The organism is Marinobacterium sp. NO-S09, from assembly GCF_059179545.1.
In genome coordinates, this window is record NZ_CP168954.1 from 1,461,692 (window position 1) to 1,484,219 (window position 22,528).

General features: G+C 55.7%; 22 protein-coding genes. 20 read left to right on the top strand and 2 right to left on the bottom strand.

The features are described from left to right. Positions 1-9 precede the first annotated feature (9 nt). From O3C79_RS06905 to O3C79_RS06950, 10 genes are all read left to right on the top strand, one after another. Positions 10-795: a 1,6-dihydroxycyclohexa-2,4-diene-1-carboxylate dehydrogenase gene (locus O3C79_RS06905; RefSeq protein WP_494385326.1), complete on the top strand. Its 786-nt coding sequence runs from the start codon at positions 10-12 to the stop codon at positions 793-795. Positions 796-928: 133 nt separating this feature from the next. Next, entirely contained in the window at positions 929-1,321 is a 393-nt protein-coding gene (locus O3C79_RS06910; protein ID WP_494385327.1) for a RidA family protein, read from the top strand. Positions 1,322-1,330: 9 nt separating this feature from the next. Beyond that, complete coding sequence (locus tag O3C79_RS06915) at positions 1,331-2,554, top strand: benzoate/H(+) symporter BenE family transporter (RefSeq protein WP_494385328.1); 1,224 nt, start codon at positions 1,331-1,333, stop codon at positions 2,552-2,554. Between the two features lie 221 nt (positions 2,555-2,775). Continuing rightward, entirely contained in the window at positions 2,776-3,843 is a 1,068-nt protein-coding gene (locus O3C79_RS06920) for a hypothetical protein (RefSeq protein WP_494385329.1), read from the top strand. Between the two features lie 325 nt (positions 3,844-4,168). Continuing rightward, the gene (locus O3C79_RS06925) at positions 4,169-5,629 is read left to right on the top strand and encodes a 2-hydroxymuconic semialdehyde dehydrogenase (RefSeq protein WP_417533337.1); all 1,461 of its coding nucleotides are present in this window, start codon (positions 4,169-4,171) and stop codon (positions 5,627-5,629) included. A gap of 9 nt (positions 5,630-5,638) precedes the next feature. Next, positions 5,639-6,424 carry a 2-oxopent-4-enoate hydratase gene (dmpE, locus tag O3C79_RS06930; protein WP_494385330.1) on the top strand — a complete coding sequence of 262 codons (786 nt, stop codon included), beginning with the start codon at positions 5,639-5,641 and terminating at the stop codon, positions 6,422-6,424. Positions 6,425-6,550: 126 nt separating this feature from the next. Next, entirely contained in the window at positions 6,551-7,462 is a 912-nt protein-coding gene (locus O3C79_RS06935; protein ID WP_494385331.1) for an acetaldehyde dehydrogenase (acetylating), read from the top strand. Positions 7,463-7,476: 14 nt separating this feature from the next. Further along, the gene (dmpG, locus tag O3C79_RS06940; RefSeq protein ID WP_494385332.1) at positions 7,477-8,505 is read left to right on the top strand and encodes a 4-hydroxy-2-oxovalerate aldolase; all 1,029 of its coding nucleotides are present in this window, start codon (positions 7,477-7,479) and stop codon (positions 8,503-8,505) included. Then, the gene (gene dmpH, locus O3C79_RS06945) at positions 8,505-9,311 is read left to right on the top strand and encodes a 2-oxo-3-hexenedioate decarboxylase (protein ID WP_010322186.1); all 807 of its coding nucleotides are present in this window, start codon (positions 8,505-8,507) and stop codon (positions 9,309-9,311) included. Before dmpG ends, dmpH begins: the two co-directional genes overlap by 1 nt. Positions 9,312-9,403: 92 nt before the next feature. Next, positions 9,404-9,595, top strand: a complete 192-nt coding sequence (locus O3C79_RS06950; protein WP_494385333.1) for a 4-oxalocrotonate tautomerase — start codon at positions 9,404-9,406, stop codon at positions 9,593-9,595. Positions 9,596-9,739: 144 nt separating this feature from the next. Here O3C79_RS06950 and O3C79_RS06955 read toward each other — a convergent pair whose 3' ends face one another. Continuing rightward, positions 9,740-10,750 carry an AraC family transcriptional regulator gene (locus O3C79_RS06955; RefSeq protein ID WP_494385334.1) on the bottom strand — a complete coding sequence of 337 codons (1,011 nt, stop codon included), beginning with the start codon at positions 10,748-10,750 and terminating at the stop codon, positions 9,740-9,742. A gap of 255 nt (positions 10,751-11,005) precedes the next feature. On the opposite strand from O3C79_RS06955, the gene antA reads away from it, so the two are divergent. The 7 genes from antA to O3C79_RS06990 all read left to right on the top strand — a co-directional run bounded on the left by antA (position 11,006) and on the right by O3C79_RS06990 (position 17,935). Then, positions 11,006-12,391 carry an anthranilate 1,2-dioxygenase large subunit gene (gene antA, locus O3C79_RS06960; protein WP_494385335.1) on the top strand — a complete coding sequence of 462 codons (1,386 nt, stop codon included), beginning with the start codon at positions 11,006-11,008 and terminating at the stop codon, positions 12,389-12,391. Positions 12,392-12,394: 3 nt separating this feature from the next. Further along, positions 12,395-12,883: an anthranilate 1,2-dioxygenase small subunit gene (gene antB / locus O3C79_RS06965; RefSeq protein WP_010322190.1), complete on the top strand. Its 489-nt coding sequence runs from the start codon at positions 12,395-12,397 to the stop codon at positions 12,881-12,883. Positions 12,884-12,926: 43 nt separating this feature from the next. Then, positions 12,927-13,946 carry an anthranilate 1,2-dioxygenase electron transfer component AntC gene (gene antC / locus O3C79_RS06970; RefSeq protein WP_494385336.1) on the top strand — a complete coding sequence of 340 codons (1,020 nt, stop codon included), beginning with the start codon at positions 12,927-12,929 and terminating at the stop codon, positions 13,944-13,946. Between the two features lie 54 nt (positions 13,947-14,000). After that, on the top strand, positions 14,001-14,924 hold the full coding sequence (locus tag O3C79_RS06975; RefSeq protein ID WP_010322192.1) for a catechol 2,3-dioxygenase: 924 nt from the start codon (positions 14,001-14,003) through the stop codon (positions 14,922-14,924). 166 nt (positions 14,925-15,090) lie between these two features. Continuing rightward, entirely contained in the window at positions 15,091-16,077 is a 987-nt protein-coding gene (locus O3C79_RS06980; RefSeq protein ID WP_494385337.1) for a TRAP transporter substrate-binding protein, read from the top strand. 53 nt (positions 16,078-16,130) lie between these two features. Next, on the top strand, positions 16,131-16,679 hold the full coding sequence (locus O3C79_RS06985; RefSeq protein ID WP_010322194.1) for a TRAP transporter small permease: 549 nt from the start codon (positions 16,131-16,133) through the stop codon (positions 16,677-16,679). Further along, positions 16,676-17,935: a TRAP transporter large permease gene (locus O3C79_RS06990; protein WP_010322195.1), complete on the top strand. Its 1,260-nt coding sequence runs from the start codon at positions 16,676-16,678 to the stop codon at positions 17,933-17,935. Before O3C79_RS06985 ends, O3C79_RS06990 begins: the two co-directional genes overlap by 4 nt. A gap of 39 nt (positions 17,936-17,974) precedes the next feature. On the opposite strand, the gene O3C79_RS06995 is transcribed toward O3C79_RS06990, so the two are convergent. Beyond that, positions 17,975-18,982: an AraC family transcriptional regulator gene (locus O3C79_RS06995; RefSeq protein WP_494385338.1), complete on the bottom strand. Its 1,008-nt coding sequence runs from the start codon at positions 18,980-18,982 to the stop codon at positions 17,975-17,977. A gap of 209 nt (positions 18,983-19,191) precedes the next feature. On the opposite strand from O3C79_RS06995, the gene O3C79_RS07000 reads away from it, so the two are divergent. From O3C79_RS07000 to O3C79_RS07010, 3 genes are read left to right on the top strand one after another with little or no spacing between them, the layout of a single operon-like run. Then, complete coding sequence (locus O3C79_RS07000; protein ID WP_494385339.1) at positions 19,192-20,427, top strand: dienelactone hydrolase family protein; 1,236 nt, start codon at positions 19,192-19,194, stop codon at positions 20,425-20,427. An 11-nt stretch (positions 20,428-20,438) separates the two neighbouring features. Then, positions 20,439-21,227 carry an SDR family oxidoreductase gene (locus tag O3C79_RS07005; protein WP_494385340.1) on the top strand — a complete coding sequence of 263 codons (789 nt, stop codon included), beginning with the start codon at positions 20,439-20,441 and terminating at the stop codon, positions 21,225-21,227. A 56-nt stretch (positions 21,228-21,283) separates the two neighbouring features. After that, a complete protein-coding gene (locus O3C79_RS07010; RefSeq protein ID WP_494385341.1) occupies positions 21,284-22,528 on the top strand; it encodes a styrene monooxygenase/indole monooxygenase family protein in 1,245 nt (414 codons plus the stop codon).

The window sequence follows — 22,528 nt, forward strand, 5'->3', positions numbered from 1 at the left end:
GGACAGGCCATGAGAACCGAACGTTTTGAAAACAAGGTCGCGATCGTGACGGGTGCTGCGCAGGGAATTGGCCGTGCGGTAGCGCTGCAAATGGCGGCCGAGAAGGCCTCTCTGTTGCTGGTTGACCGCTCCGATATCGTCTACGAGATCGCCCAGGAAGCTGAAGCTGCAGGAGCAAGCCGAGTCAAAGTGGTCACGGCGGATCTGGAGAAGTATCCCGAATGCTGCCGGGTGGCGGATGCCTGTATCGAACACTTTGGTCGTATCGATATTCTGGTTAACAACGTGGGCGGCACGATTTGGGCGAAGCCCTATGAGGCCTACGAAGAGGGCCAGATCGAAGCTGAGGTGCGGCGTTCCCTGTTCCCGACGCTCTGGTGTTGTCATGCGGTGCTCAAACCCATGCAGGCGCAGCAAAGTGGGGTGATAGTGAATGTCTCATCCATCGCGACCCGAGGCTTGAACCGTGTGCCCTATGCCGCGGCCAAGGGCGGTGTTAACGCGATGACGGTCTGCATGGCATTTGAAAATGCTCAGCAGGGTATCCGCGTGAACGCTGTGGCACCGGGCGGTACCGATGTTGGCGAGCGTCGTATACCCCGCAATACCGAGACCATGAGCGAACAGGAAAAGGCCTGGTACCAGACTATCGTCGATCAAACCATCGACTCCACGTTCATGAAACGCTATAGCCAGCCGGACGAACAGGCCAGTGCGATCCTGTTTCTGGCCTCGGATGAAGCCTCCTATATTACCGGCACGGTGCTGCCGGTCGGTGGCGGTGATCAGGGCTAACCAGCACAACAGCAGCAAGCAGGGCAGAGCCCTGCTTTTTACGTTTAAGTGTTTGAGCAGTTTTGTACTGCAACCCCCAGCCCGGTGGTCGCCTTATGCCATCGCGGTTTCTTTCTATGCTGAGGACAAAATCATGGCAACAAAAACAATAATCGTGCCTGAAGGAATGGAATTCATCCGTGATGAGATTGGCTACGCGCCGGCAGTACTGGTGGATACACGGCTCTATATCGCGGGACAGATAGGTCGCAACGATCAGCGTGAACTGGTGGCCGAAAAGGAAGCCCAGTTTGTGCAGGTATTTGAGAACCTGAAACGCATATTGGATGAGGCCGGAGGCAGCTTTGCCGATCTGGTCGAGGTCACCAGCTATCACACCGATATGCGCGACCTACCGCTATACATGCAGGTGCGTGATCGTTACATGAAGGGCTGTTTCCCCGCCTGGACGGCCATCGGCGCCGCCTCTCTGTGTGGCGCGCCTGGTTACTTTCTGGAAGTGAAAGGGATTGCCGAGCTGGCATAAGGAGGCCTCATGTTGAAGGATCTTTCCATCTCGACGTTGATTGCCGGACTTATGGCAGTACTGGTGTCCTACTCGGGCCCCTTGGCCATTTTCTTTCAGGCCGCACAGAGTGCCGGTATTTCGACGGAAATGATGACCTCCTGGGTCTGGGCGATCTCCATTGGCGCAGCCGTCACCGGCATTGTACTCAGTGTCTGGTTCCGTATTCCGGTGATCACGGCCTGGTCGGCCCCTGGCACGGTATTACTGGTGACTCTGTTTCCCGGGCTGTCGATCAATGAAGCGGTATCGGCTTATATCACTGCGGCCGTGATCATTTTTCTGATCGGTATCACAGGCCTCTTCGACCGGGTAGTGCACTTGATTCCAGGTGGTGTTGCCTCGGCCATGATGGCGGGCATTTTGTTTGATTTCGGGCTCGGCGCTTTCCGTTCACTGGAATCAGCCCCGCTGGTAACAGCCCTGATGATCCTGGGGCTGGTGCTGTTCAAGTTTATCAGTAGAGCCTACTTTCTGGTGTTGATGGTCCTGCTCGGTCTGGTGTTGTCGTTAACTCTGATGGATACCCATTTGGAGCAACTGGAGTGGCAACTGGCATCGCCTCAATGGATCGTGCCAGAGTGGACATGGAGCTCCACCCTGGGGCTTGCATTGCCGCTGGTCATTGTCAGTTTGACCGGGCAATTCCTGCCGGGCTTCGCCATCCTCAAAGCCTCGGGCTATGCCTTCTCTTCGCGCCCGATCATCAGCTTGCTGTCGCTGGTCTCCATTCCGACCGCATTCTTTGGCGGTATCACCACGGTGATCGCAGCGATTACGGCTTCGATCTGTACCAGCTCAGATGCCCATGAAGACCCGGAAAAGCGGTATATGGCCGGTGTCGCTAACGGTCTTTTCTACCTCATTGGCGGCATTTTTGCTGGCAGTATCGTGCTTTTTTTCACCAGTTTTCCCTCCGAGATGATCGCGATTATTGCCGGGCTGGCGTTGCTGGGTGCAATCAGCAATAGCCTCAATGCAGCTCTGAATGACAGAGAGCACCTGGATGCATCGCTGATTACCTTCATGGCAACAGCATCGGGTGTCAGCCTCTGGGGTATCGGCGCTGCCTTCTGGGGTGTTGTTCTGGGAACAGCGGTCTACGCCCTGCGCGTTGGGTTAATTCGATACCAGAGCGGAAAGGGTGGAGAAGCCACAGGTAGCGGGTTGTCGGTTAATTCTGGCGAACGCTGATGCTCCCTGTGACGGCGGATTTGAACCAAAAAATGTTGGTTTTTAGTACCAAAAATGGAAACTCAAACCGCCATTAATATATGACATTTCAACTAATTTTCATGTTTAGATTACGGCTGTGTTAAGCAAGATGCTTTGATTTTTCAGAGCCTTGCATACACGGCCCAACAACCCGTAGCAGCTGTACTGCTATCCACATTATAAAAATAAGGATTGACTGTATGTCACTTAAGAACGGTTTGGCCCTTGCTGTCATGGCGGCGGGAATCTCTACTACTGCGCACGCTCTGGACCTTGGCGAGTTCAACGGCACTCAGTTCAGTGTCGGTGGTTACATTAAAGCCGAAGGCCGCTTTAGCAACCCGGATAATGGCGACGGTGATTTTGATGGTACTGCCCGCCAGTCACGTATTAATTTCAGTGCCAAGCGGGATGTGAATGGACACAAAATCATGGGCCTCGTGGAAGGGGATTTCTACGGCGGCAATGCAACGGACTCAACCTATGACTGGCGCCTGCGTCATGCCTATTTGAAGGTTGATAACCTGACGCTGGGCCAAACCTGGAACGGTCAGTTCCTGGTATATGCACCTTTCGATGTTCCTTATCTGGACTTCTTCAATGCGGGTAAAGGCAACGCGGCCGGTAATGGCGGGGTGGTTCGCCCGGATCTGGTAATGCATTATCAAATGGGCGATGTGCGCCTGACACTGCAGGATCCTGTGAACGAAGACGCCGATTACCCGGATTTTGTCGTCAACTACACCAAGCGCTTTGAAGGTGGTCATGGTGCCAGTATTGCCCTGGCCGGTCGTGATGTGGCGAAAAGCAATGTGACCAACAGCAGCGAAGACTCGGAATTCGGTGCCGCAATTATTTATGCCGGCAAATACTCTCTGGGCGCCACGGCGCTGCACCTGAACGGCTATGTCGGTGAAGGACAGGGCGTGTATTCCGGCTTTGGTTACGGCGGTGCCTGGCACCCGAGCCTGCGCCCGGCAGTGGATGCCAACGCTCAGGGTGAGCTGATCAAGACAACCGGTCTGGTGGCGGGTATTTCCCATCGCTTCAATGACAAGCTGACGGGTGGTATCCGTTACTCCCAGGTTGAAGCGGATGAGACCTCTGCTGGCGCTGAAGATACGCTGAAAGTGAGCCATGTGAACCTGATCTACTCCTACCTGCCGGGACTGGATTTCGGTATCGAGTGGCGTGATCAGAACCTGGCGACGCATGGTACGCGTCCGGCGGGTCAGCAGTTGGAACTGATGGCGATGTACAAGTTCTAATGACTGCATCAACGTAAACGAGAGAACCCGGGTCCCCTTCCCCGGGTTTTTTCGTTTTAGGCACCGAAATTTGAGTCGGGGCAGTGGATGTAAGGGCATAAAACCCGACATTACATGCGTTGACCATTAATAAGCTCATTAACCTGCCATCATTCCCGTAAATGGAATTTCCAGCCCCCGTTTTTGCGGGTTCTATCCCGTTTTTGCAACGCTATACTGGATTTCAACCTGGCTGGCAGCCCTCATGACAGGGACTGTTGCAGTGTGACCCAACAATAAATGATCGGCCCGAAATTGCGATTGGCCGAAATTGATAAGGTGAGCCATGAAAGAGTTCAAGCATTTTATCAACGGCGAGTATGTGGCCTCTGCCAGCGGCAAGACCTTCGAAAACCGTTGCCCGGTCGATAACAGCCTGATCGGTCCTGTGCACGAAGCCGGCGAAGCAGAAGTGGACGCTGCCGTACGCGCGGCCAAGGCGGCGCTGAAAGGTCCTTGGGGCAAGCTGACCCAGGCCCAGCGTACCGAGCTGCTGAACAAGGTCGCAGACCGCATCAACGAGCGCTTCGACGAGTTCCTGGAAGCCGAGTGCCTCGATACCGGCAAGCCGCGCTCCATTGCCAGCCATATCGATATTCCCCGTGGCGCAGCCAACTTCAAAGCATTCTCCGAGACGCTGGCCAACCACCCGACCGAAGGTTTCCGCATGGATACGCCGGATGGCAAGGGTGCCCTGAACGTGGGTCACCGCACTCCGAAAGGCGTGATCGCCGTTATCTCCCCGTGGAACCTGCCGCTGCTGCTGATGACCTTCAAGGTCGGCCCGGCACTGGCTTGTGGTAACACCGTAGTGGTCAAACCGTCTGAGGAAACGCCGGCGACTACCACGCTGCTGGGCGAGGTGATGAACGAGTGTGGCGTACCGGCGGGTGTATTCAACGTGGTACACGGTTTTGGTCCGAACTCGGCAGGTGAGTTCCTGACGACTCACAAGGATGTGGCAGCCATCACCTTCACCGGTGAAACCCGTACCGGCGAAGCGATCATGCGAGCCGCGTCTGTAGGTCTGCGCAACATCTCCATGGAGTGTGGCGGCAAGAATCCGGGCATTGTTTTTGCTGATTGCGATATCGAGAAAGCGGTTGAGGGCACCATGCGTTCCGCGTTTGTGAACTGTGGCCAGGTCTGCCTGGGCACCGAGCGCGTTTACGTCGAACGTCCGATCTTCGAGAAATTCCTGTCCCGCATGAAGGAAGAAGTGGCCAAGCTGAAGCTGGGCCGTCCTGAAGACAAGGAAGCCAATTTCGGTCCGCTGGTCAGCCTCGAGCACCGCGAGAAGGTCAAGTACTACTACGACCTGGCCCGTGAAGAGGGCGCGACCGTTGAGATTGGTGGCGGTATCCCGGATATGGGCGCCGAGCTGAACGACGGTGCCTGGATCGAGCCGACTATCTGGACTGGTCTGTCCGACGATGCCCGCGTCATTCGCGAAGAGATCTTTGGCCCCTGCTGCCACATCCGTCCGTTCGACACCGAGGAAGAAGTGATCGAGCTGGCCAACGACACCGACTACGGCCTGGCGTGTGCCATCTGGACTGAAAACTCTGCCCGTGCCGTGCGTGTGGCTGAGCAGATGGAAGTGGGTCTGGCCTGGGTGAACTCCTGGTTCCTGCGTGATCTGCGCACCTCCTTCGGTGGTGCCAAGCAGTCCGGTATCGGCCGCGAGGGCGGTGTACACGGCCTCGAGTTCTACACCGAAACCAAGAATATCTGCATCAAGCTCTGAGGACAGACGATGGACAAGCAACTGATTCAACAATGTGGTGATGAGCTGTACACGGCGATGCTGGAACGTACGCCGGTACGTCCGCTGACCGAGCGTTTCAGCGATATCACCATCGAAGATGCCTACAACATTTCCCTGCGCATGTTGGAGCGTCGCATTGAAGCCGGTGAAAAGATCATCGGCAAGAAGATCGGCCTGACCTCCAAGGCGGTGCAGAACATGCTCGGCGTGGGTCAGCCGGACTTCGGTTACCTCACCGACAAGATGGCGTTCAGCCAGGGCGAAGAGATGCCGATCTCCGAGCGTCTGATGCAGCCTAAAGCCGAAGGCGAGATAGCCTTCATCCTGAAAAAGGATCTGATGGGCCCGGGTATTACTGCTGCTGACGTACTGGCCGCCACCGATTGCGTGCTGCCGTGTTTCGAAGTGGTCGATTCCCGTGTCGAGAACTGGCAGATCAAAATCCAGGACACCGTGGCAGACAACGCCTCCTGCGGTCTGTTCGTACTGGGTGACCGTGCCGTTGATCCGCGCAAGGTCGATCTGGCGACCTGCGGCATGGTGGTCGAGAAGAACGGTTCCATCATCAGCACCGGCGCTGGCGCCGCGGCGCTGGGCAGCCCGGTGAACTGCGTTACCTGGCTGGCCAATACCCTGGGTGAGTTCGGTATCCCGCTGAAAGCCGGTGAAGTAATTCTGTCCGGTTCTCTGGTGCCGCTGGAACCGGTACAGGCCGGCGACTTCATGAGCGTGAGCATCGGTGGCATCGGCAGCGCGTCTGTCCGTTTTGTCTGATTAATTGAGTTTGAATTGAGCCTTCGTGCGCGGGGCGCACTCCCACAAGTAAACGTGATCTGTGGTTAAAAGTGTGGGAGCCCGCTCCGTGGCGAAGGCTTCAAACAAGAATAAGTGGAACACACTATGTCCAAGAAGCTTAAAGCGGCCATCATCGGCCCGGGTAACATCGGCACCGACCTGCTGATGAAGATGAAACGTTCCGAGTGGATCGAGCCGGTCTGGATGGTGGGTATCGATCCGACCTCCGAAGGCCTCAAGCGTGCTGAAGAGATGGGCATCAAGACCTGCGCCACCGGTGTAGACGGCCTGCTTCCGCACGTGATCGAAGACGACATCCGCGTGGCCTTCGATGCAACTTCAGCCTACGTACACGCCGAGAACAGCCGTAAACTGAACGAGCTGGGCGTGATCATGGTCGACCTGACGCCTGCTGCCATCGGTCCTTACTGCGTACCGCCGGTGAACCTGGCTGATCATGCCAAGAACCTGGAAATGAACGTAAACATGGTGACCTGTGGTGGCCAGGCGACGATCCCGATGGTCGCCGCTGTCTCCCGCGTACAGCCGGTTGAGTACGGCGAAATTATTGCGACTGTATCGTCTCGCTCCGTCGGTCCGGGCACACGTCAGAACATCGATGAATTCACCCGTACTACAGCAGGCGCGGTTGAGAAGGTTGGCGGTGCCAAGCAGGGCAAGGCGATCATCATCATCAACCCGGCCGAGCCGCCGTTGATCATGCGTGACACCATCCACTGCCTGACAGAAGGCGAGCCGGATCAGGCCGCTATCACCGAATCCGTGCATGCCATGGTGAAGGAAGTGCAGAAATACGTACCGGGTTATCGCCTGGTCAACGGTCCGGTGTTCGACGGCAACCGCGTATCCTGCTTCATGGAAGTAGAAGGCCTGGGTGATTTCCTGCCCAAATACGCCGGCAACCTGGACATCATGACCGCAGCCGGTCTGCGCACGGCCGAAATGTTCGCTGAAGAAGCGGCTAACGGCGCCATCACCCTGCCTGAGCGTGGCTAACGGAGGATTACGATATGAACCTGAACGGTAAGAAAGTCACGCTGCACGATATGTCTCTGCGTGACGGCATGCATGCCAAGCGTCACCAGATCAGCCTGGACGAGATGGTCAACATCGCAACCGGTATGGACGAAGCGGGTATGCCGCTGATCGAAGTCACTCACGGTGACGGTCTGGGCGGTGCATCCGTGAACTACGGCTTCCCGGCCCATAGTGATGAGGAATACCTCAACGCCGTCGTGCCGAAAATGAAAAACGCCAAGGTCTCCGCGCTGCTGTTACCGGGTATCGGTACCGTCGATCACTTGAAAATGGCGAAAGACTGCGGCGTATCCACCATCCGTGTGGCCACTCACTGCACCGAAGCTGACGTATCCGAGCAGCACATCGGCATGGCCGCCAAAATGGAAATGGACACCGTTGGCTTCCTGATGATGGCCCACATGGTCAGCCCGGAGAAAATCCTGGAACAGGCCAAATTGATGGTCAACTACGGTGCCAACTGCATCTACGCCACCGACTCTGCCGGCTACATGCTGCCGGACGAAGTGACCGCCAAGATCGGCCTGCTGCGTGCTGAGCTGCCCAGCAGCGTCGAGATCGGTTTCCACGGCCACCACAACATGGGCATGGCCATCGCCAACTCCCTGGCGGCCATTGAAGCGGGTGCGTCGCGCATCGATGGCTCGGTTGCAGGCCTGGGTGCTGGCGCCGGTAACACGCCGCTGGAAGTGTTTTGCGCCGTACTGGATCGCATGGGCGTCGAGACCGGTATCGATCTGTACAAGATCATGGATGTGGCCGAAGACCGCGTCTTCCCGATTATGGATCAGCCGATCCGCGTTGACCGTGATGCACTGACGCTGGGCTACGCCGGTGTTTACTCCTCCTTCCTGCTGTTTGCCCAGCGTGCGGAGAAGAAGTACGGCATTCAGGCCCGTGACATTCTGGTAGAGCTTGGTCGCCGCGGTACTGTGGGTGGTCAGGAAGACATGATTGAAGACCTGGCACTGACCATGGCGAAAGAAAAGGGGCTGATCTAATGGCTGAAGCATACGAAAACAAGCTGACCCAATCCCAGATTGAAGAGCTGGCAATCCACTGCGAAAACGCCGAGCTGGAAGCGTACGAGATCACCAAGATCACCGACGATTTCCCGCAGATGACCTACAAGGATGCCTTCGACATCCAGTGGGAGATCCGTCGCCGCAAGGAAGAACGCGGTCACAAGATCGTCGGTATGAAGATGGGTCTGACCTCCTGGGCCAAAATGGCACAGATGGGGGTTGAGCAGCCCTGCTACGGCTTCCTGGCCGACTACTTCAGCGTACCTGAAGGTGGTGATATCAAGCATGATGAGCTGATCCACCCGAAGATCGAAGCCGAGCTGGCGTTCGTGCTGAAAGACGAACTGAAAGGCCCGGGTGTTCATATCGGTGATGTACTGCGTGCCACCGACTTTGTCATGCCGGCCGTTGAAGTGATCGACTCTCGTTACAAGGACTTCAAGTTTGACCTCAAGAGTGTAATCGCCGATAACTCATCATCCACCCGCTTTGTCACCGGCGGCCAGATGGCTGATGTTGCTGACCTCGACCTGAAAAACATCGGTGTGGTCATGGAGATCAACGGTGAAGTAGTACAGACCGGTGCTGGCGCTGCGGTACTGGGTCACCCGGCTGCCTCTGTGGCCATGCTGGCCAACATGCTGGGCGAGCGCGGTGAAAGCTTGCCGGCAGGCTCCTTTATCATGATCGGTGCCATCACGGCTGCGGTACAGGTGAACAAGGGTGATGCCTTCACCGTGCGTTACCAGGGCCTGGGTACGCTGAGCGGCAAGTTCGTCTGATACAGGGCGAAATGACCGTGCCGCTGAGATCTGGTTAAAGCAGGCTCAGCGGCTTTGAAAACCTGCTTGAATGACTGCTAAGGAGGCATGCCATGCCCATTGCACAGATCCATATTATGGAAGGTCGCAGTGATGAACAGAAAGAGCGCCTGATTGAGGAAGTAACCCAGGCCATTGCACGTTCATTGGATGCCCCTGAAGCCAACGTGCGTGTGCTGATTGATGAGATGCCCAAGCAACACTTTGGCATTGGCGGCCAGTCCGCCAAAAAGCTGGGGCGTTAGCCCAGGGAGGCTATATAAGTTCACAGCCCCCCTTATCCCTTAAGTTGTGTTTCTACCCATTGTTGTAGTCTCTTTGCCCCGCTTTAAGGCGGGGCTTTTTATTATGCACTGAATACGCGCATATAAAGAGGTGAAAACAGGCAGTTAGATATTTAACTTGGCTTTATTCAAGGTGTCAGAAGGCGTTTCACCGAATATTTTCTTATACTCGGTGGAAAAACGGCCTAAATGAGTGAAGCCCCAATTAAATGCCAGGGTTGAAATGCTGTCCGCCCCTAGGGATTTAATAATATCGCCGCGAACGCCCTCCATCCGGATGCGCTTTAAATAGGCTGTCGGTGGGACGCCAATATAGCGTTTAAAGTCGGAATAGAGCTTGTTTTTAGAAACGCCTGAAATCCATTCAACATCATCCATGTGAATTTCATTTTTGGCATTTTCACGCAGGTAATCGATTGTTTTGACAAGGTAGGAGGGCAGGTTGTTATTGAGCGCCCGCTTTACATCCTCAGAGTAGTTGTGAGGCTGGGATGTCAGCAGGCCTTTGATAAGTGCCTGTTCTATATCCCGTATGAACGCGGGGCTGTTGTACAGGCTATCGGTGTTTGAAAGCTCACTTTCGATATACCTGACGGTGCGCCACCAGGCGCTGGATGAGCCCACTGATGCATCCATATTTGCTTGAAATATCAGTGGCTTATCAGTTTTTTTGCCGGTCAGTGACTCGAGGCCAACTTCCATGGCCTGGCGGGAAATACGGACCAGGGTTTTACGACAGTTGCCGCTGATATTCAGCTCGTAGGGTTCGGCCGGGGAGATGATGACACCGCTGGTGATATTGGACTGTACGTTGCCGTCCTTGTAGCTCAGCTCCTGATAGCCGCTCAGGGGTAAACTGATACTGTAACTGTTACTCAGATCTTCGACATTTACGGTTACATCAGTGCCGTATTCAATATAGCCGATGGCGGTAGAGGTTGAGTTAAGGATATTACCGACATGTCTGAAATGCATTTTTTTTGCATCTTCAACCGTCAGGTCATGTGGCCCACATATATTGGACATCCAGGATATGGCATCGCGGGTATTATGAGTGTCTGCCATTAACTTGTTAGGGGGTGACCCTTCGTTCTGGATATCGGTGTGTATCATCATGTGATCACTTTTTAATTATTGGTTTTATTCATGATTAGCCAGCTATTGGTCAAGGGGGCTTCTCGAAATTAGCCTGACTGACGTCATATGTCAATTACTTGTTGTCATGCGGCTGAAATGATTTCGATCAGTGAAAAAGCGGATAGCAAATCAAAAAAAAGCGGATAGCTGACAGGGATCAAGCTTTGGTTTTATGGGTGTAACCAAGAGAGCAGCCGGTCGAACGGCCTGGATGCCACCCAATGGAGACCTGAAATGAGCCTGAATAATAAGCCCCTCGAAGCCTGGCGTCAGCAAGTTGAGGACGCCCTCAACTTCCGCCCAGAAGAGAAGACGTTCAAGGTTGCCCGTGAAGTCTTTACCGACCCTGAATTGTTCGATCTCGAAATGGAATTGATTTTCGAGAACACCTGGATCTACGCCTGTCACGAAAGTCAGATCGCCAACAAGCATGATTTCTTCACCATGCAGGCGGGCCGCCAGCCGATGATTATTACCCGCGATGCCAAGGGTGAGATCAATGCACTGCTGAATGCCTGTCAGCACCGTGGCGCAACCCTGACCCGTGTGTGCAAGGGTAACCAGTCCACCTTTACCTGCCCCTTCCATGCCTGGTGCTACAAGACCGATGGCAAGCTGGTGAAGGTGAAGGCACCTGATGAGTATCCGGCTGACTTCGACAAATCAACTCGTGGCCTGCGCAAGGCGCTGGTCAGCAGCTATAAGGGCTTTGTGTTCATCAACCTGAACACCGAGTGCACCCAGTCACTGGAAGAGTTTCTGGGCGACGCCAAAATCGCGTTTGACATGATGGCAGCCCAGTCACCCACAGGCGAGCTGGAGGTCCTGCCGGGCTCCTCCTCCTATACCTTTGATGGCAACTGGAAGCTGCAGAACGAAAACGGTCTCGATGGCTATCACGTCAGCACCGTCCACTATAACTACGTAGCCACCGTGCAGCATCGTCAACAGCAGGATGCGGCCAAGGAAGGTGGCGGCAGCAAAACACTGGACTACAGCAAGTTGGGCGCCGGTGACAAGGAAACGGATGATGGCTGGTTTGCCTTCAAGAATGGGCACACCATTCTGTTCAGTGACATGCCGAACCCGGAAGTACGCCCGGGCTATGCCTCCGTTATGCCGCGTCTGATTGAAGAGTATGGCCAGGAGCGTGCCGAGTGGATGATGCACCGTCTGCGCAATCTGAATATCTATCCCAGCCTGTTCTTCATGGACCAGATCAGCTCCCAGTTGCGTGTAGTACGACCGGTGGCCTGGAACAAGACCGAAGTGCACAGCTTCTGCCTGGGCGTGAAGGGCGAATCTGACGCCGACCGTGAAAACCGTATCCGCCAGTTTGAAGACTTCTTCAACGTATCCGGTATGGGTACCCCGGATGATCTGGTGGAATTCCGTGAAGCCCAGAAAGGCTTTGAAGGACGTGCCGAGCGCTGGAATGACATCTCCCGCGGCTGCGAAAACTGGTCGTACGGCCCCACCGCCAACACCCGGGCGCTGGATATCGAGCCGGTGATTACCGGTACCGAATTTACCCAGGAAGGCCTGTATGTAAACCAGCACTCCACCTGGCAGCGCTACCTGCTGGAAGGTCTGGCAGCCAAAGCGAAGAAGGAGGGTTAAACCATGAGCAACACTATCCAGAGCATCGAACAGTTTCTGTACCGTGCGTCCGAGTACTGCGACCGTCAGCAGTGGGATGAATATCTCGACATGTTTGACCCTGAGTCCATGTTCCATATCCCGCAATGGGACAGCGAGCATGTGTATACCACCAACCCCAAGCGCGAGATGTCGCTGATCTATTACCCGACTCGTGCCGGCCTTGAAGACCGTGTATTCCGCATCCGCACCGGCAAAAGTGCCGCCTGCACGCCCATGCCGCGCACCATGCACCTGATCGATAACGTTCAGGCGGAACAGCAGGATGATGGTCTGTGGCAGGTGAAAGCCAACTGGGCCACGCACTTCTTCCGTTTTGGTGAAGCTGAATGCTTTTTCGGCTGGGCCGAGTACCTCCTGCGGGAAGAGGGTGACAGCTGGAAGATCATGAGCAAGCGCGCCATCGTGCTGAACGACAAGATCCGCCATGTGCTGGATTTCTACCACGTCTGAGCACCTTCGGGTGCTCGTTTACGAGTGAGCAATGGTGAGTAGTATGCATAAGGTAGCACTGAACTTCAGCGATGGACGCACCCACTTCATCGGCATTAATCCGGGTGAAGTCCTGATGGACGCGGCTCTGCGCCACGGCCTCACGCTGCCGGTGGATTGTCGCGAAGGTGTTTGTGCCTCCTGTAAGGGCACCTGCCAGTCCGGTCAGTATGATCTTGAATATGTCGACGAAGATGCGCTGAGCGAAGACGATCTGGAGAAGGGCGGCATTCTGGCCTGCCAGATGCGCGTCGAAAGTGACTGTGCCGTTCGTTTCGACTTTGATTCTTCCCTCTGTACCAGTGCCGGGCCGGAAGAGGTTGAGGCGGTGGTAACCCGGGTCGAAGTTCTGTCCGACTCCGCGGCAACTTTGCATCTGGATGCCAGTGGTCGTGAAGGGCAGCTGGACTTCCTGCCAGGACAGTATGCCCATGTGCAGGTACCCGGCACCGACGAGTGGCGCTCCTATTCCTTCGCCTGTCAGCCAAACGAAAACAACCAGCTGCAACTGCTGATTCGTTTGTTGCCGGACGGGGTCATGAGCAATTACCTGCGTGATCGTGCCCAGTCCGGTGACAGCATTCGTCTCAAGGCACCTCTGGGGGCCTTTTATCTGCAGCAGGTTAAACGTCCGCTGATTCTGGTCGCTGGCGGCACCGGCCTGGCGGCATTTCTGGGTATGCTGGACCAGATGGAGTCCGATCCGAGCCGTATCGATCAGCCGGTCAACCTGTTCTACGGCGTCACCAAGCCGGAAGACCTCTGCGAGCTGCAACGCCTGGACCGCTATCAGCAGGCGATTCCCGGTTTCACTTACCACAGCATCGTGATGCAGCCTGATGAAAGCTGGCAGGGTCCTGAAGGTGTAGTGACCGACCTGTTTGAAGAGCAGCATTTCAATGCCGGTGAGGTGGATGCCTATCTTTGCGGCCCGCCGCCGATGGTAGAGGCGGTTAAAAACTGGCTCGATCAGCGCCAGATGGAAAATGCCAGTATCTACTTTGAAAAGTTTTCTGCCAGCTGAGTCAACAACAGCTGAGCAGTAACCCAACACAATAACAACAAAGAGATCAGCACAATGAAAAAAGGTGTAATGCGCCCGGGACACGTTCAGATTCGTGTTCTGGATATCGACGAAGCACTGCTTCACTACCGTGACCTGATGGGTCTGATTGAGGTCGGCCGCGACGCTCAAGGCCGCGTCTACCTCAAGGGCTGGACGGAAGTCGACCGCTTCTCGGTCGTCCTGCGCGAAGCTGACCAGCCCGGTATGGACTTCATGGGTTTCAAGGTACTCAACGAAGCGACTCTGGAACAGCTCCACGGTGAGCTGGTCGAGCACGGCTGCGAAGTGGAGCAGGTTGCAGCCGGGGAGCTTGAAGGCTGTGGTCGCCGTATCCGCTTTCAGGCACCCACCGGGCATGCTTTTGAGCTTTATGCCGATAAAGAGCAGACCGGTCGCTACGGCATCGGTAATCACAACCCGGAAGCCTGGCCTCGTGACCTCAAGGGCATGAAGGCGCAACGCTTTGATCACTGCCTGCTGTACGGACCTGACCTGGATAAAACGCTGGATCTGTTCCGTGACGTGCTGGGCTTCGATATCTGCGAACAGGTGATGACGCCGGATGGCAAACGTGTGGCGCAGTTCCTGACCACCAGCATGAAGGCGCACGATATCGCCTTCATTGATCACCCCGAGCCGGGCAAATTTCACCACGCCTCATTTTTTCTGGAAACCTGGGAAGACGTGCTGCGTGCCGGTGACCTGATTTCGATGACGGACACGTCGATCGATATAGGCCCTACGCGGCATGGCATTACGCACGGTCAAACGATATATTTCTTTGACCCGTCAGGGAACCGCAACGAAGTTTTCTGTGGTGGTGACTACTTCTACCCGGATCATGAGCCAATCACCTGGGATGCCGATAAATTGGGCAAGGCCATCTTTTACCATGATCGCCAGCTCAACGAGCGCTTTCTGACCGCCTTGACCTGATTTCGTTTACGAATGTGGGCTTGGGTGGCATGGCCTTTGCTTGGTACCGCTGACGGTACAGCATCTGATCGGTAACCCAGGGCCCATATCCCAGCGTCCCGGTGAGCACCTGTCGTTTGCTCGGGGCGGTGGCTAAAAAATTACAATAGAGAGAATGGAGTTAGACATGTCGATGAAACGCTTAATGACGTCCGTAATGGCGGGCGGCCTGGCCCTGATGATGACCGTACCGGCTCAGGCACGGGATTTCCGCCTTGGCCTGATTACACCACCCCCGCATCGCTGGACTCAGGCTGCCGAAGCCTTTGCCGAAGATGTGAAGCAGAAGTCCGGTGGTGAGCACAGCATTGCTGTCTTCCCGTCTCAGCAGCTGGGTAATGAAGCGCAGATGGTGCAGCAGCTGCAGACCGGTGCGCTGGATATGGCTTTCCTGACCGTTGCTGAAATCTCCAACCGTGTGCCCGATTTTGGTGCGCTGTACGCGCCTTACCTGGTCGATAACATTGATCAGGCGGCCGCTCTGCTGAAATCTGAAGCCGCGACCGACCTTCTGGATCAGCTGCCGTCTGAAGCTGGCCTGGTTGGTGTGGGTTACGGCATGGCCGGCCTGCGTCAGGTGATGAGCCGCGATACTCTGGAAGGTCCGGCCGACCTGGAAGGCAAGAAACTGCGTATTACCCCGTTCGAGCCGATCCGTGACTTCTACAAGGCCACCGGCGCCGCACCGACCCCGATGCCGCTGCCGGCCGTATACGATGCACTGGCAAACGGTCAGATCGACGCCATCGATATGGACTTCGACTCCATCCTGATTTTCAAATTCTATGATCGTTCCGACAAGATGCTGATCTCCAACCATATGATGTTCCCGATGGTGGGTGTGGTGTCCGGTCGCGTCTGGAAAGACCTCAGCAAGGAAGACCGCAAACTGCTGCAGACCAGCATGCGTGCGCAGCTGGATGGGGTCATCGATCACTTCCAGGCTCTGGAGAAGAAGCAGGAAGAGGAACTGCGTGGGCTGGATATCACCATTCATGAAGCAACCAGGGAAGACTTTGCTGACGCTATCGCAGAGTGGGAAGGAATCTGGTCCGAAAAGGCACCGTCTCTGCCCAAACTGAGAAAAGCGGTTGCCGAGATCAAGGGCAGCTGATCCTCTGAGCCATTACCCCGCAGGCCCTTGTGCCTGTGGGGCGAGGACACCTGATGTTGAATTTCATATCTGATCGGCTGGTCCGCATTGAGATGGGACTGGCGGCCGTTATGGCGGCGGCAGTCACCTTGCTGATCTTGCTGAACATTGTTAGCCGTTCCCTGGGCATGGCAATTTACTGGGTGGATGAGCTGGCCATCTACGCCATGGTCTGGACTACATTCCTGGCGACATCGGTGGCGCTCAAGCGCCGTCAGGTTGTAGCGGTAACGTTGCTGGTCGACCTTCTGGGCAAGCGCACCCAGGCCTGGATGCAGCTGTTATCCGACCTAATGATTCTGACCTTTGCGGTTGCTGTGCTGGTCTTGTGCTGGCGCTGGCTGGACCCGGTGACCTTTGCCGGTGTTGGTTTTGATATAAAAGAGTTTCAGGGCGAAACATTCAATTTTCTGTATTCGGAAAAAACCAATACGATAGGTATTAAGAAAATATGGCCCTGGCTAATACTGCCTATATTTTCCATTTCGCTCAGCCTGCATGCCCTCAATAATATGCTGGGCAGTCTTAAGAAAGCAGTATTTTATAAGGGGGCTATGGAATGACGTTTGCCATATTTTTCATTCTATTGTTTATCGGTGTGCCAATAGCACTTGTGCTGGCGTTAACGGCGCTCTGGTATATTGCGACTTCTGGCAATTCCGTACTGTTTGAATCCTACCCTCAGCAGCTGTTTGGTGCGATTGAAAGCTACGGTCTTCTGGCTATTCCGCTGTTTATGTTGGCCGGTGAGTTGATGAACGAGGGCGGGCTTACCAGCCGCCTGATCAACCTGGCGCGTATTCTGGTGGGCGGCTTCCGCGGTGGGCTGGCATATATCAACCTGGTCGCCAATATGATGATGGCGGCGATCATGGGCTCGGCGGCTTCACAAATCGCAATCATGTCCCGTGCCATGGTGCCTGCCATGGAGAAAGAGGGTTACTCGGCCTCATACGCGGCGGCTATCACCTCAGCCGGTGGTCTGCTGTCGCCCATCATTCCACCGTCCATGTTGTTCGTGCTTTTCGGGGTGTTGGCGCAGGTGCCCATTGCCGAGATGTTCATCGCCGGTATTGTGCCTGGTCTGCTCATGTCGCTGCTGTTTTTCATCGTGATTGCGTTGATTGGCCTGGTGCAGGAGTACCCGAAAGGGGAGTGGCCGGACCGCGCCAAGCGCCGTGAATACCTGCTGATGGGTATGCCGGCCGGCTTGATTCCGATAGTGATTATCGGCGGTATTCTGACCGGTCTGGCGACGCCAACCGAGTCTGCAGCCCTGGCATCTCTGGCGGCATTGCTGATCGGCAAGTACGTCTACAAGGATCTTAAGTTCTCACATCTGCCGGAGATCCTGCGCCGTACGGCCCTGAATGCGGGCATGGTGATCATGCTGATCTCTGCAGCCGGCGTGTTCGGCTGGGTTGTGGTATATGAGCAGATTCCGCAGGCGGCAGCAGCCTGGATTGCCCAGCAGACCTCGGATCCATTCGTATTCATGCTGATGGTGGTCGGGGTACTGATTCTGGTTGGAATGGTGATTGATGGCATCGCCGCGCTGATCCTGGTAGTACCCATCCTGCTGCCCATTGCGCAGCAGCAATTCGATATATCGGCCTATCAGTTCGGAGTAGTGGTGTGTTTGACGCTGGTGACAGGGTTGCTGACACCGCCGGTGGGTGCAGGGCTGTTTATTGGTTCATCCATGACCGGGATTCCGCCCATGCAAATCTTCCGCTCACTACTGCCTTTCCTGCTGGCAACACTGGCGACGCTGGTGCTACTGAGTGGGGTGCCTGAACTGGTGTTGGTGCTGCTGTAGCGGGTATTTAAGAGGGTGCCCGATGCAGGAGGCAGGCTGTCAGGTCTGTGCCCTGCGTCGGGTTTCGCTTGGCTTTTCGCCAAAGATTCTCTGATATTCCTGGCTGAAGCGGCCCATGTGACTGAACCCCCATCGCATGGCGGTTTCGGTAACCGAATGCACATTATCCTGCTGCATCAAGGCGTTATGAACACGCTGCATGCGTACGTTACGCAGGAACTCCATGGGGCTCATCTGCCTGAAATCCTTGAATCCGGCATGCAGGGTGCGCACGCTGACGCCCGCTATTTCAGCGAGTCTGGATGGCGATAAGGTCTCTTCGGCATGGGCTTCGATATATTCCTCAACACGGCGTACATGGCGGGGAGCAAGGCGTGCCTGGGGTGCGTTGAGTTCAGTGGAGTAATTGCTGGGTTGTTGGGTTAGCAGGGTATTGATCACGAGCTCGACCAATTGGTGGGATATGAGACGTTGATTGAGGCTTTCCGGCGAGTTGCGTTGCAGTTGAGTCAGGTATTCGAGCGTGTGTAACCAGCTTGAGGAGCGTTGCCAGTCGAACTCGGGGGCGAATTCGAGCGGTTGCCGCAGCCTGTGGCCCAGGTGTCGGCTGCATATCTGTTCCAGTTCCTGCCGGTCTATTCTCAGCATCAGCTGATCACAGTCTTCATAGCGCATCTTCAATTGCTGGTCCGGGCTCAGTATTACGCCCTTTTTCCGGTGAGTAATCACTTGCTTTTCGCCGCACAGAATCTCGGCAGAGCCGTCCATGGGCATCTGTATCAAGTAAAAGTCTTCCAGGCATTCCGGGTCCACATCCGCACGGCCGCCATACTTCAGGCGATGCATGGATACCTCCCCCATAGAGAACTGGTGCAGGCGCGAACAGGTCTGTGCACTGTACTGAACCGGTGTAAAACGGTGAGGTTTGAAGGCCTGACCGACCTTGCTGCAGACCTCATCCGGGTCGGATGAATTGAACACTTCCTTATCCGGCTGATCCAGCATTGCAGTCCCCAGCACTGGAGGAATAAAAAGTTTTGTTGGCATTGGCTACTTCCCTTTTAGTGTTAGTGCTCTTTATTGCGTCGAGCTTTATTTAAGGGTGATGACAGTATAAACACGATTTTTCACTTGGTGGATAAAAAAATAACATTTTTGCGCTCTGTGGATATTGGCTGCGAAAAACGGCTCGCTCTAATTCAACACATTTAAATAGGATGAAGTTGTATTGATAATAAATAGAGCGGAGTCAGATAATGGGAACGCAGATTCAGATAAACGCAAAAGATGGAAACGGAGTTTTTTCCGGCTACTTGGCATTACCTGCAGCGGGAGAGGGACCAGGCCTGGTGCTTTTGCAGGAGATTTTTGGTGTAAATGACACCATGCGCCAAATCGCGGATTACTACGCTGAAGAAGGGTATGTCGTGGTTGTACCCGATCTGTTCTGGCGTCAGGAACCCGGTGTTGAGCTGGGCTATGACGAAGCCTCCTGGCAGAAGGCCTTCGGTTTCTTTCAGGGTTTTGACCAGGATAAGGGGGTGGAAGATATCGATGCAGCCGTTTCGGCTCTTAAAGGCCTTAAGGAGTGTACCGGTGGCACTGGCGTACTCGGCTTCTGCCTCGGCGCCCGCATGGCCTACCTGGCTGCCTGCCGTTGTGATGTGGATGCAGCCATCGGCTACTACGGCATGGGCATGGAAAACCACCTGGATGAAGCCGACAACATCCGTGGTCGTCTGGTACTGCACTTTGCCGAGCAGGACAAGTACTGTCCGGCGGCAGCGCGTAACGATATTTATGCCGCGCTGGAATCCCGTGACAACGTGGAACTCTACACCTACCCGGGTGTTGACCACGCCTTTGCCCGTCCGGGCTCAGAGCATTACCACAAACCTTCAGCCCTGATCGCCCATGAGCGCTCCGTTGCGGTTCTGCGCAAGGCGATTGGACCGCACTACAACCTGTCCCACCTGTGGGACAAGCATTGCGAATACGAATTCGATACCCGTAATGTGGACGACACCATGGCCACCATGGTGGCGGAGCCTTACGTCAACCACATTCCCACCCTGACCGGTGGTGTGGGTTACAAGGACCTGTACCGTTTCTACAAGCATCACTTTGTCGATTCCAATCCTGCTGATACTTCCCTGGTACCGATTTCACGCACCATCGGCGATACCCAGATCGTTGATGAACTGCTGTTCTGCTTCACCCATGATCGCGAGATCGACTGGCTGGTGCCGGGTATCGAGCCGACCGGCAAGTATGTCGAGATTCCTCTGGTTGCTGTAGTCAAATTCCGCGGTGACAAGCTGTATCACGAACACATCTACTGGGATCAGGCGTCGGTACTGGTTCAGCTGGGCATCCTTGATCCCACCGGCCTGCCGGTAGCCGGGCGCGAAACTGCGGCCAAGCTGCTTGATGAAACCCTGCCCTCCAACAAGCTGATGCCGACCTGGCCCAGCAGCGCAAATAAGGACTGAGGAGCGGGATCATGAGCGAATTCAACAATCGCGTGGCTTTGATTACCGGTGGTGCAACCCTGATCGGCGCCGCCGTTGCCCAGGCCTTTGTCAGCAATGGTGCCAAGGTTGCCATTCTCGATATCGATGTGGAGGCGGGTGCCAGTCTGGCGGATAAGTTGGGTGCGTCTGCGCTGTTCATCGAGACCGACATCACCAATGACAGCCAGTTGGAGGCCGCAGTGGCCAAAACCGCCGAGCATTTTGGTGGCCTGCATTACCTGATCAACCTGGCGTGCAGTTACCTGGATGAAGGTGCCGACTCTGACCGTAGTGACTGGCTCAAGGCACTGGATATCAACGTGGTCAGTGCCGTGATGGCTGCCCGCAGGGTACGCCCCTTGCTGGCACAGGAAGAGGGCGCAGCCATCGTCAACTTCACCAGCATCTCTGCACAGGCTGCCCAGACCGGTCGCTGGATCTACCCGGCCAGCAAGGCGGCTCTGAAGCACCTGACACGCAGCATGGCACTGGATTTCGCCGAGGAGGGTATCCGCGTCAATTCCGTATCACCGGGCTGGACCTGGTCCCGTGTGATCGATGAGGTCAGCGGTGGTGATCGTGCCAAGGCCGACCATGTCGCCGCGCCTTTCCACATGCTGGGCCGTCTGGGCGGGCCTGAAGAAGTTGCCGAAGTGGTGCTCTTCCTCTGTTCGCCTCGCGCCAGTTTTGTCACCGGTGCCGACTATGCCGTCGATGGCGGCTATTCGGCGCTTGGCCCCGAGCAGCAAGAGCCGGCAATTCCCAAGCTGGCCGAGTAACCCAACATGACCGGGACCTGTCCCGGTCACTCCAAGAACAATAAAGGTGAATCTCAATGACTCGTAAAATCGCAATCGTAGGCGCGGGCCAGTCAGGCCTGCAAACCGGCATCGGCCTGCTCAAGGCCGGTTATGACGTCACTATTCTGTCCAACCGTACCGGTGAGCAGATTCGTGCGGGCAAAGTGATGTCCAGCCAGTGCATGTTTGATCAGGCACTGCAGTCAGAACGGGATCTGGGGCTGAATTTCTGGGAACATGATTGCCCGCCGGTGGAAGGCATCGGCGTCACTGTCCCCAATCCGGAGAAAGCGGGTGAGAAGCTGATCGACTGGGCAGCCCCTCTGGATAACAAGGCACAGTCGGTGGATCAGCGCGTCAAAATGCCGGTCTGGATGGATGAGTTCGAGCGTCTGGGCGGTGAGCTGAAAATCTGTGATGTGGGTATTGCCGAGCTGGAAGAACTGGCCGCGTCCTATGAGCTGGTGCTGGTAGCAGCAGGCAAGGGCGAGATCGTGCGCATGTTTGAACGTGACGATGAACGCTCCCGTTTCGACAAGCCGCAGCGTGCTCTGGCGCTGACCTATGTACACGGCATGACGCCGAAAGAGCCCTATTCACGGGTGGCCTTTAACCTGATTCCGGGCGTGGGCGAGTACTTTGTCTTCCCGGCGCTGACGCTGAGTGGCCCCTGTGAAATCATGGTGTTTGAAGGTATTCCGGGTGGCCCCATGGATTGCTGGGGCGATGTCACCACACCGCAGGAACATCTGCAGCGTAGCCTGGAAATCATTAACACCTACGCCCCCTGGGAAGCGGAGCGTTGCAAGAACGTTGAGCTGACCGATGACGGTGGTGTTCTGGCCGGCCGTTTCCCGCCGACGGTACGCAAGCCGGTGGCGACCCTGCCGTCAGGCCGCAAGGTGATGGGCATTGCCGATGCACTGGTGGTGAACGATCCGATTACCGGCCAGGGCTCCAACAACGGTGCCAAGTGCAGCCGCATCTACCTGCAGGAAATCATTGCCCGTGGCGATCAGCCGTTCACCGAAGAGTGGATGCAGCAGACCTTTGAAACCTACTGGGACTATGCCTCTCAGGTTGTGGACTGGACCAACAGCATGCTGCTGCCACCGCCGCCGCACATCCTGGAATTGCTGGGCGCTGCGCAGCAGTCTCCGTCACTGGCTGCACAGATTGCCAACGGCTTTGATAACCCGCCGGATTACATGCCCTGGTGGCTGGACGAGGCGGCCTGTCAGGATCTGATCAAATCGCACATGCAGCAGGGAGCGGCCTGA